Source organism: Micromonospora sp. LOL_023 (assembly GCF_048060115.1).
Taxonomy (GTDB): Bacteria; Actinomycetota; Actinomycetes; order Mycobacteriales; family Micromonosporaceae; genus Micromonospora_E.
The window spans coordinates 18,123-28,203 of sequence record NZ_JBHMIM010000070.1 but is presented as its reverse complement, the minus strand read 5'-3'; the positions used below and the strand labels follow the sequence as shown (position 1 = coordinate 28,203).

Below are 10,081 nucleotides of genomic sequence, written 5' to 3'. Positions count from 1 at the left end.
CTGTTGAGTTCTCAAAGAACAAACACACACCAGCAGAACCACCCACAACAAGCAGGCAACCCCACCAGGGCTTTCGTCCCACCCGACTTCCGCCGGGCACTCTTACTACCTTACTCCGACTCTTTCGCCCCGTCAACCCGGGTTTTTCCGGATCGTGGTGCTCCGTGCCGTTTTGACCACCAGGCTGAGCGCAGCGTGTCACCCCTGCGTTCGTACCTGGTTTTGCAGGCCGGCCTCGACGTCTCCGTCGCTTGCCCGGTGCCCTGCGGTCGCTAACTCTAGCTGGTCGGTCTCGCCGCTCCAAATCGGCCCCGGTCTGACCGGTGCGATCCGCGCGACCCCGCCCACCCAGCTCCGTTTGGCGTCACCGTACGGAGTTGGAAGCTGTCCAGCAGTTCCGGCCTGTCGCCTTGGCCACCTTCGCGGCCCTGGCGTTTCCCGTCCGTTCCCCTGCTGACAGAGAGAAAGTTACGCGCCCGCCTCATCGGCCGTCAAATCGAGCGGACGCGTCCCACGTCACATCATCGGTTTGCGGCTATTTCACCAGTTCAACGCCGGCGAAAGTCCGTTTGCCCCGGCGCAGGACCAGGAATCTGCCGTGCAGCAGGGCGTCAACCGGCACTGCCGCTTCGACGTCCGACACCCGCTCGTTGTTGACGTACGCGCCACCTTCGGCGATCGCCCGACGCGCCTCATTGAGGCTGCCGACCAGGCCGGACTCCTTCATCAACGCCGCCACCGCGGGAATCTCCCCCCGCACGGTCACCAGCCCGGCCTCCTGCAGCGCCGCCCGCAACGTCTCCGGCGCCAGTTCGTCGAGCGAGCCCCGCCCGAACAATGCCTGGCTCGCTGCCACCGCCTGGGCTGTCTCCTGGGGACCGTGGACGAGTGTCGTCAGTTCCTCGGCCAGGGCGCGCTGCGCGATCCGCGCCGCCGGCCGGGCGGCGGACTCGCGCCGCAGGTCCTCGATCTCGGCGCGGCCCCGGAAGCTGAAGTACCGCAGGTAGCCGTCGACGTCACGGTCGTCGACGTTCACCCAGAACTGGTAGAACGCGTACGGGCTGGTCAACGCGGGATCGAGCCAGACCGCCCCGCCTTCGGTCTTGCCGAACTTGGTCCCGTCGGACCGGGTCACCAGTGGGGTGGTGAAGGCGTACACCGGACCGGCACCCCGGCGCCGGACGTAGTCGACCCCCGCCGTGATGTTGCCCCACTGGTCGGAGCCGCCGAACTGCAGCACGCAGCCGTGCCGGCGGTGCAGTTCGAAGAAGTCGTTGGCCTGCAACAACTGGTAGCTGAACTCGGTGAAGCTGATCCCGCTGTCCAGCCGGGCGCGGACCACCTCACGGGCCAACATCCGGTTGACCGGGAAGTGCTTGCCCACGTCACGCAGGAACTCGACCACCGACATCTGGCCGGTCCAGTCGAGGTTGTTGACCGCCACGGCCGCGTTGTCGCCGTCGAAGGAGACGAACGGGGCGAGCTGGCCACGAATCCGGTCGACCCACCCGGTCACCACCTCGGGTGGGTTGAGGCTCCGTTCGCCGCCTTCCTTCGGATCCCCGATCTGGCCGGTAGCGCCGCCGACCAGCAGCAGCGGCCGGTGCCCGGCCTGTTGCAGCCGGCGCGCGGTGAGCACCTGCACCAGGTGCCCGACATGCAGGCTGGGTGCGGTCGGGTCGAAGCCCACGTAGAAGGTGGTCGGGTGGCTCAACTGCCCGCTCAGCTCCGCCAACTCGGTGGCGTCCTGGATGAGGCCACGCCAGCGCAGCTCGTCCAGCACGGTCGGCGTACCCGTCGGTTCTCGTTCGTCGGTCACGGCGCGATTGTCCCTCATCGCCGACCTGAACCGGCAGCTGGTTTCCCACCTGCGGCGCAGCACCGGACCCGCCGCCGAATCAATCGAAGTGCATCGTTGATTAGTTGGGTGACCGTCGGCGACACGCCGCTCATGTCATCGACATCTGTCGACCAGCAGGCGGGGTGCGGACACCGGTGATCCGACCCGGCCGGCGGGGTGTTCCACCTGCTGGTTGCGCGGTGTTTCGATGGCTGTCAAGGTTGTGGACATGGAGCAGACGGTGTTGGAGCCGGGCGGTGCCGAGGTACCGTGCTGCGCGCCGCTGATGGCCGGCGCTCTGCCGGCCGTACAGGCGGGCGAGTTGGCCAAGGTGTTCAAGGCGCTCGCCGACCCGGCGCGGCTGAGGTTGCTCTCCCTGATCGCCTCCGCCGCCGAGGGCGAGGTGTGCGTCTGCGACCTGTCCACGGCGTTCGACCTCACCGGGCCGACCATCTCGCATCACCTGCGGGTGTTGCGGGAAGCCGGCCTGGTCGACTGCGAACGACGCGGCACGTGGGTCTACTACTGGCCGAGGCCGGCCGCCATCGGCCGGCTGTCGGCGCTGTTGTCGACCCACCGAGGTGATTTCGACTCATTCGGCTGATCACCGCACCGTGCCCGGCGGGGGCGGCTATGGCAGGGTGACACCCGTGGCGATGACACCCGTTAGCCCGGCAGCCCGTGGCGCTCACCGGGCCGTACGGCTGGAGGACGCCATCCACGCCCTGCTCGAACGGCGGTTGCGCCGACGGGGCTGGGACCTGACGTTGATTCCGTACACCGGGTACGGCGCGCCAGGTTGGGTCCGGGTGATGGCCCGGGTGCTGCTCGGCCGTCGCGACCCCCGGCCCCGGCGGCCGAAGAAGGTCCGGGGTTGGCGCAGCTTCGCCACCCTGCCGGTCAAACACGCGACGGTGGTGATCGAAGCCGGCGGAAAGCGGCACGAGGTTCAAGCCGACCGGGGCGGTTTCGTGGACACCGTGGTGCCGGCCGACCTGGACCCGGGTTGGACGTACGTGCGGTTGAGTTGTGGCGACTCCGAGCCGGTCGAGGCGCCGGTGCGAATCGTGGATCCGAAGGTCCGGTTCGGCATCATCTCGGACATCGACGACACGGTCATGGTGACCGCGTTGCCGCGGCCGATGCTGGCCGCGTGGAACACGTTCGTCTTGGACGAGCACGCCCGGGCGTCGGTGGCCGGGATGGCGGTGCTGTACGAACGCCTCGTCACCGCGTACCCCGGCGCCCCGGTGCTGTACCTGTCCACCGGAGCGTGGAATGTCGCACCGACGTTGAACCGGTTCCTGTCCCGGCATCTGTATCCGGCCGGGCCACTGCTGCTCACCGACTGGGGGCCCTCGACGGAGCGATGGTTCCGCAACGGACGGGAACACAAGCGCGCCAGCCTGGCCCGGCTCGCCGACGAGTTCCCGCACGTACGGTGGCTGTTGGTGGGCGACGACGGCCAGCACGACCCGGAGATCTACGCCGAGTTCGCCGCGGAACATCCGGCAAGCGTGGCGGCTGTCGCCGTCCGCCGGCTGTCCCCCACCCAGGCGGTGTTGGCGGGCAACCTGCAAGCGCCGAACAGCGAGACCTCGCGCTCGGCAGGTCGGGGCGGGCAGCGTTGGTTGTCAGCGCCGGACGGCGCCGGACTGGCCCGTCTGCTACGGGAGGCCGAACTGCTGTAGGCGGGCCGTCAGTCGGCGTCGGCGAGCCGTTGCCGGAGCCGGTCGCGGATCTCCTCCGGGGTGTAGGCGCGTCGACGCCGCTCGCCGCGGACGATCACCGCGCCGGTCGCCGCGACTCCGACGAACGCGGCCAGGCCCATTACTTTCCACCAACGCATCTGCCTAGGGTAGTCGGGTGACTGGCGGCCCACTCTCCCTCGACACGGCGATTGATCTGGCCCGCACCGGCGACCTGTGGTTGTTTCGCGGGCGTTCGGTGCCTGACCGCGCGATCCAGATGACCACGAACAGTCCGGTGAACCATGTCGGCATGGCGGTGGTGATCGACGATCTGCCACCGTTGATGTGGCACGCCGAGTTGGGCCGGTCGTTGCCCGACATGTGGTCCGGCACCCACCAGCGGGGCGTGCAGTTGCACGACCTTCGGGACGCGGTCATGGTGTGGGCCCGCCGCTACGAGCAGCGGGCCTGGTTGCGGCAGCTGGATCCGCCGGCGGGTCCGGCCATGGAGGACGCGGTACTGCGAACGGTCGCCCGGCTCGATGGCACCCCCTTCCCGTCCACCGCCCAGTTGGCGTGGCGCTGGTTGCGGGGGCGGGTGCCGGCGATGCCGGCGCAACGGGCGAGGCGGACGCTGCCGACACCGGCCGACACCGCGCCGCCGGTGGAGAGCGTGTACTGCGCGGAAGTGGTGGCTGTCACCTACGAGGCGATGGGGTTGCTGACGCCGGGAAGGCGGACCAACTGGTACGACCCGGGCCGGTTCTGGAGCGGCGACGACCTGTCGCTGCTGGGTGGAGCGCGGCTCGGTCAGGAAATTCCGGTCGACGTACCGCCGGGTGCCGCTCGTGAACGGGCCACCGGCCAGCGGGAGTGACCGGTGACGGGCCGGCCACCGCGGCGGCCGATGACCGTACCGCTCGGTGGGAGCGACGCATGGCGCTGCCGGTGCTGGCCGCGGCGCTGGCCTCGGTGCCGGCGGTGTTCCTGACCCTCGCCGGAGGACTGCTCGCCACAGTCGGCGAGGTGCTGCACTGGATCAGCGGTGCGGTGCTGGTGGCGGAGACCGCGGTGCTGCTGGCACTGTCCGGTGATCGGCTGAGTTGGCTGCGGCGCAATCGTGTTCTGGTGGGTTTCACCGTGGTGGTGATCCCGGTGACGGTGCTGGCGCTCGGTCCGCTCCAGGTGCTGCGGCTGCTGTACACGGTCGGGACGCTGCGGCTGATCCGGGCGCGTCGGATCGTCCGGGCGACGATGGTGTTGCACCGCCGATTCGGGCCGCAGGGTCGATGGGCGAACGTGTTCGCGCTCGGCGCCGGCGGCCTGGCCGCGGTCTTCGTGGCGATAACTCTGGTGGACCCGTCGTCGCGTTCCCGTCTGCTGCTCGAGGAATGGTTGGGTTGGACCGGTGGTGGGCGGGTGGTCGCCGTCTGTCTGGCCGGGGCGGTTGTCTTCGGCGCCACCTGGGTGGCGATGCGCGGCCGGCGGCCGCCGGAAGCCGACAGCGACGAGCGGAGCTGAGACGGGTGCTCCGGCGCCGGGCCGGGGTGTGCGGCAGGCGTGCGGCGGGCCGGAGGACAATGGTGGGGTGAAACCCTGGATGCACCTGTCCAGCGCGGACCTGGCCGCGCAGTTGCCCGACGGCGAGGACCAGGAGGTGCACTTTCCGCAAGCGCTGGTCGAGACGGTGCTCGCCGGGTACACGACTCCCGGTGAGACGGTGCTCGACCCGTTCGCCGGCTTCGGCACGACCCTGGTGACCGCCCAGCGGATGGGCCGACGGTCGGTCGGTGTGGAGCTGCTGCCGGAGCGGGTCGAGTTGATCCGTCGCCGGCTGACCGGCGGTGCCGACGCGGAGGTGATCAACGGTGACGCCCGGAAACTGCGCACCCTGGTACCCGGCCCGGTGGATCTCTGTCTCACCTCCCCGCCGTACATGGATGCCATTGGGCATCCGGAGAACCCGCTCAACGCCTACGAGACCCTCGACGGGGACTACCCGACCTATCTGGATGAGCTTGGCGACATCTTCGAGCAGGTCGCGCAGGTGCTGCGCCCCGGCGGCTATGCCGTCGTGAACGTCGCGAACATGCGGATCGACGGCCGGACGACCTTCCTGGCATGGGATGTCGGCAAGGTGATCTCGGCCCATCTGACCTTGTGTCAGGAGGTCCTGCTCTGCTGGGACCAGCCACCGGCCTGGCTGACCGGCGACTACTGCCTGGTGTTCCAGCGCCCCGACGGGTGAGATCAACGGTCGCCGGCTGCCTCGTCCGGCACCGGGTCGCCTGGGTCGGCCGGCGCGGCGGCGGTCCGGCGTAGTCGTACGGCGGAGATCGCGTGGTGGTCGACTGCCGCGACGGTCAGGGCCCAGCCGTCGACGGCGATCGACTCACCGGCTCTCGACGGGATGTGGCCGAGTCTGGCCAGTAGCAGTCCGGCGACGGTGGTGTAGTCGCCGGCTGGACGGGCCGGCAACTCGACGCCGATGTCGGTCAGATCGTGGATGGGGAACGTGCCGGGCACCAACAGGGTGCCGTCCGGCTCGGTGCGTACCGCCTGCACGTCACGGTCGGTCTCGTCGTAGATCTCCCCGACGATCTCCTCCAGGACGTCCTCCAGGGTGACGATCCCGTCGACCGCGCCCCGCTCGTCGACGACGAGGGCGATGTGCTGACGCTCGGCCTTGAACTGCCGAAGGGCCTCGACCACCGGCAGTGATTCCGGCAACAGCATCGGCGGTCGGGCGACGGCGTCGACCGGCCGGTCGTCCGGCACGCCGACCAGGTCCCGCAGATGGATCACGCCGACGGTGTCGTCGAGCATGCCGTTGCGGACCACGGGAGCGCGGGAGTGTCCCGAGGTGGCCAGCACGATCCGGGCGGCGTCGGCGGAGGTGCCGCTGTCGAGGGTGAACACTTCGAGGCGGGGGACCAGGACGGCGCGCAGCCGGCGGTCGGCGATCTCCAGCGCACCGGAGATGATGGTCTGCTGCTCGACGGTGAAGGCCCGGTGCCCCGCGACGATGTCACGCAACTCGTCGGGGCTGATCTCGTCCCGGGTGGCCTTCGGGTCGCCACCGGCCAGGCGGACCACCAGGTCGCTGGTGGCGCCGAGCGCCCACACCGCCGGCCGGGCGAGGCTGGCCATCACATCGAGCGGGCGGGCCACCGCGAGCGCCCACTTCTCCGCACGTTGCATGGCGACCCGCTTCGGCGCCAGCTCGCCGAAGACCAGGGTCACGAAGGTGAGCACCAGGGTGATCAGGACGATCGCCACCGGTTCGGCCGCCCGCCCGAGTACCTCCAGCATCGGGACCAGCGGCCGGGCCAGGGCCACCGCTGCCGTCGCCGAGGCGAGGAAGCCGGCCAGGGTGATGCCGATCTGGATCGTGGCGAGGAATCGGTTCGGGTCCTTGGCAAGCTTCGCGAGCACCCGACCTGTCCGCCGGGTGCGTTCCAGGCGTTGCAGCTGACTTTCGCGCAACGAGACGAGAGCTATCTCGCTGCCGGCGAAGACAGCGTTGACTATCACCAGGACCCCGACGAGTGCGAGCTGTGTCGCGTACCCCTGCACGTGCGCACCTTCCGTCGCCTACGTCCGCCGGTCCTGCCACTGCGGCGCCGAGGCCAGCAATGCCCATCCAGGTCGGGTACGAATCCTGCCATCCGCGCGCCGGCGTGCTCCGGTCAGCCTGCCGGTGGCGACCGCGGCCCGGCAGATCGCGTTTCGCGACGGACGGTCCCTAGCATTTTCCCAGCTGGGTTTCGTAGTGTCGGGTCGTATGAGCTGGAAGCATCACCTCGCCGTACGCCTCGCGCGGTCGACCGGGGTGCAGATCACTCGTCGGGGCGGACGGCCCACATTCGTCCGCCGGCCGCACCGGCTGTTGCGCCGACCGGTGTTCATCCTGTCGTCGGTGCGATCCGGGTCGACGCTGCTGCGCATGATGCTGAACAGTCACTCGGCGCTGTACGCACCGCACGAACTGCACCTGAGCAAGCTGCGGGTACAGATGGGCGACCACTACATCACCGACAGCATGGCCGAGTTCGGCTGGGACGTGCAGGAGGTCACCCATCTGTTGTGGGACCGGGTGCTGGACGCCGCGCTGCAACGCAGCGGAAAGGAGGTACTGGTCGAAAAGACACCGCACAATGTATTCATGTGGTCACGGATAGCGCAGGTGTGGCCGGACGCCCGGTTCATCTTCCTGCTGCGCCACCCGGCGGCCATCCTCGACTCCTGGCATCGCGCGCGACCCCAGCAGACCGCGCAGGAGGCCGCCGACAGTGTCGCCAAGTACCTGACGCGGCTTGCCGAGGCACGGCGGGTACTGCCCGGGCACACGGTGCGCTACGAGGATCTGGCAGCCGATCCCACGGCGGAGACCCGACGGATCTGCGCGTTCCTCGGCCTGGAATGGGAGCCGTCGATGCTGGAGTACGGCCAGTTCGACCACGGCAAGATCAAGGCCGGGCTGGGTGACTGGACCGGACGGATCCGGACCGGCACGGTGCAGCCGCCGCGTGAGCTGCCGGCGGATGTGGTGTTGCCGGAATCCCTGTACGAAATCGCCCGAGGCTGGGATTATCCGGCTCGACCCGCTGACTGACTGGCCCACCCGTCGTCGGCCACCTCGCCGACACGCAGCAGCACCGCCGCGAGGTCGCCGACGGATTCGGGTGATCTCATGGACTCCAGCACACCACACCCCTGGAGCCGCCGATGTCCCCCGCCCACACCCCGCAGCCCCCGTACCACCTGGTGGTCTTCACCTCAACCCGCACCGACGACGACCTCGGGTACGCCGCGGCCGCCGCCCGGATGATGGAACTCGCCACCGAGCAGCCCGGTTTCCTCGGCGTCGACACCGCCCGCGACCGGCACGGGCTCGGCATCACCGTGTCCTACTGGCGCGACGAGGAGTCGATCACCGCCTGGCGTCGACACCTGGAACACCTGGCGGTGCAGGATGACGGTCGGGCCCGGTGGTACGCCAGCTTCGCGGTGCACGTGGCCCGGGTGGAACGCGCGTACCGCTTCCCGAGCCCCACCCCGTGATCCACTGGCCTGTCGTCAGCGTGGGACGACGGTCTCGGCGGCCCAGCTCCGCCACTCGGCGAGCTGCTCGACGACCGACACGAGCTGGTCGGCGACCGGCCCCGGGCCGGTCGAGCCGGGCGTGGTCCGCGCGGCCAGCGCCGAACGCACCGACAGCACGCTACGCACCCCGGCGTCGAGATGCTCGCTGACCAACCGCAGGTCGTCGTCGGAGACCTCGTCGAGGGCGCATTCGCGGGCCGCGCAGAGCGCCACCAGCCGGCCGGTGATCTCGTGCGCGTCCCGGAACGGCACCCCCTTGAGGACCAGCCAGTCGGCCACCTCGGTCGCGAGGGTGAAACCGACCGGGGCGGCGGCGACGAGCCGGTCCACCCGTACCGTCATGGTGGAGATCATCCCGGCCAGGGCCGGCAGCAGCAGTTGCAGGGTGTCGACGGCGTCGAACGCCGGCTCCTTGTCCTCCTGCATGTCCCGGTCGTAGGTCAGCGGCAGGCCCTTGAGCATGGTCAGCACCGCGACCAGCCCACCGACGAGGCGGCCAGACTTGCCCCGGGCCAGCTCGGCGATGTCGGCGTTCTTCTTCTGCGGCATGATCGACGACCCGGTGGCGAAGGCGTCGTCCAGCTCCACCCAGCCGAACTCCTGGGAGGTCCAGAGCACCACCTCCTCGCCGAGACGGGACAGGTGCACCCCGATCAGCGCGGTGACGAAGAGGAACTCTGCGGCGAAGTCCCGGTCGGCGACCGCGTCCATCGAGTTGGCGAACGAGGTCCGGAACCCCAGCTCCTTGGCGACCACGCCGGGGTCCAGCGGCAGACCGGACCCGGCCAGCGCGCCGGCGCCCAACGGCGACACGGCGGTCCGCGCGTCCCAGTCCCGCAGCCGTTCCAGGTCACGCAGCAGCGGGTGCACATGGGCGAGCAGCCAGTGCCCGAACGTCACCGGCTGGGCGTGCTGCAGGTGGGTCATCCCGGGTGCCGGGGTGTCCAGGTGCCGCTCGGCCTGCTCGACCAGGGCACCGGCCAGCTCGACCAGCTGCGCGGCCAGCCCACGGGCGTGGTCACGCAGATAGAGCCGCAGATCGGTGGCGACCTGGTCGTTGCGGGACCGACCGGCGCGCAGCTTGCCACCGAGCGAACCGAGCCGCTCCAGCAGGCCGCGTTCCAGCGCGGTGTGCACGTCCTCGTCTTCGATCGTCGGCCGGAACGACCCGGAGGCGCAGGCCGCCTCCAGGTCGTCCAACGCGGCGAGCATCCGACCCAACTCGTTCGGATCGAGCAGGCCGGCCGCCGCCAGCACCCGGGCATGGGCCCGGGAACCGGCGATGTCGTACGGCGCGAGCCGCCAGTCGAACTGGACGCTGACCGACAACCGGGCCAGCGCTTCGGCCGGCCCGCCGGCGAAGCGTCCACCCCACAGGCTGGTGCGGTTCGGGCTGGCGGTGTTCTCGGTCAGGCTCTTGTCGTCCACGGCGACCATTGTGAGG

General features: G+C 69.9%; 11 protein-coding genes. 7 read left to right on the top strand and 4 right to left on the bottom strand.

The window, feature by feature from the left end:
* Positions 1-535 precede the first annotated feature (535 nt).
* A complete protein-coding gene (gene tyrS / locus ACFHVL_RS27265) occupies positions 536-1,837 on the bottom strand; it encodes a tyrosine--tRNA ligase (RefSeq protein ID WP_416631294.1) in 1,302 nt (433 codons plus the stop codon).
* 211 nt (positions 1,838-2,048) lie between these two features.
* Between tyrS and ACFHVL_RS27260 the strand changes: the two genes are divergently transcribed.
* Together ACFHVL_RS27260 and ACFHVL_RS27255 are read left to right on the top strand one after the other, a co-directional pair.
* Entirely contained in the window at positions 2,049-2,444 is a 396-nt protein-coding gene (locus ACFHVL_RS27260) for a metalloregulator ArsR/SmtB family transcription factor (protein ID WP_416631293.1), read from the top strand.
* Between the two features lie 52 nt (positions 2,445-2,496).
* Positions 2,497-3,531, top strand: coding sequence for an App1 family protein (locus tag ACFHVL_RS27255; protein WP_416631292.1), 1,035 nt, complete (start codon positions 2,497-2,499; stop codon positions 3,529-3,531).
* Between the two features lie 8 nt (positions 3,532-3,539).
* Here ACFHVL_RS27255 and ACFHVL_RS27250 read toward each other — a convergent pair whose 3' ends face one another.
* Positions 3,540-3,689 (bottom strand): hypothetical protein, encoded by a 150-nt coding sequence (locus ACFHVL_RS27250; RefSeq protein WP_416631291.1) that lies wholly within the window; start codon positions 3,687-3,689, stop codon positions 3,540-3,542.
* A 17-nt stretch (positions 3,690-3,706) separates the two neighbouring features.
* Here ACFHVL_RS27250 and ACFHVL_RS27245 point away from each other — a divergent pair, with 17 nt between their 5' ends.
* From ACFHVL_RS27245 to ACFHVL_RS27235, 3 genes are all read left to right on the top strand, one after another.
* Positions 3,707-4,408 (top strand): hypothetical protein, encoded by a 702-nt coding sequence (locus ACFHVL_RS27245; RefSeq protein ID WP_416631290.1) that lies wholly within the window; start codon positions 3,707-3,709, stop codon positions 4,406-4,408.
* Between the two features lie 59 nt (positions 4,409-4,467).
* A complete protein-coding gene (locus tag ACFHVL_RS27240) occupies positions 4,468-5,052 on the top strand; it encodes a hypothetical protein (protein WP_416631289.1) in 585 nt (194 codons plus the stop codon).
* 67 nt (positions 5,053-5,119) lie between these two features.
* The gene (locus ACFHVL_RS27235) at positions 5,120-5,779 is read left to right on the top strand and encodes a TRM11 family SAM-dependent methyltransferase (RefSeq protein WP_416631288.1); all 660 of its coding nucleotides are present in this window, start codon (positions 5,120-5,122) and stop codon (positions 5,777-5,779) included.
* A 2-nt stretch (positions 5,780-5,781) separates the two neighbouring features.
* Here ACFHVL_RS27235 and ACFHVL_RS27230 read toward each other — a convergent pair whose 3' ends face one another.
* Positions 5,782-7,107: a hemolysin family protein gene (locus ACFHVL_RS27230; RefSeq protein WP_416631287.1), complete on the bottom strand. Its 1,326-nt coding sequence runs from the start codon at positions 7,105-7,107 to the stop codon at positions 5,782-5,784.
* 208 nt (positions 7,108-7,315) lie between these two features.
* On the opposite strand from ACFHVL_RS27230, the gene ACFHVL_RS27225 reads away from it, so the two are divergent.
* Both ACFHVL_RS27225 and ACFHVL_RS27220 read left to right on the top strand, forming a co-directional pair.
* Positions 7,316-8,146: a sulfotransferase family protein gene (locus ACFHVL_RS27225; RefSeq protein WP_416631286.1), complete on the top strand. Its 831-nt coding sequence runs from the start codon at positions 7,316-7,318 to the stop codon at positions 8,144-8,146.
* A 113-nt stretch (positions 8,147-8,259) separates the two neighbouring features.
* Complete coding sequence (locus tag ACFHVL_RS27220) at positions 8,260-8,595, top strand: antibiotic biosynthesis monooxygenase family protein (RefSeq protein ID WP_416631285.1); 336 nt, start codon at positions 8,260-8,262, stop codon at positions 8,593-8,595.
* Between the two features lie 15 nt (positions 8,596-8,610).
* Here ACFHVL_RS27220 and argH read toward each other — a convergent pair whose 3' ends face one another.
* On the bottom strand, positions 8,611-10,074 hold the full coding sequence (argH, locus tag ACFHVL_RS27215) for an argininosuccinate lyase (RefSeq protein WP_416631284.1): 1,464 nt from the start codon (positions 10,072-10,074) through the stop codon (positions 8,611-8,613).
* Positions 10,075-10,081: the final 7 nt, after the last annotated feature.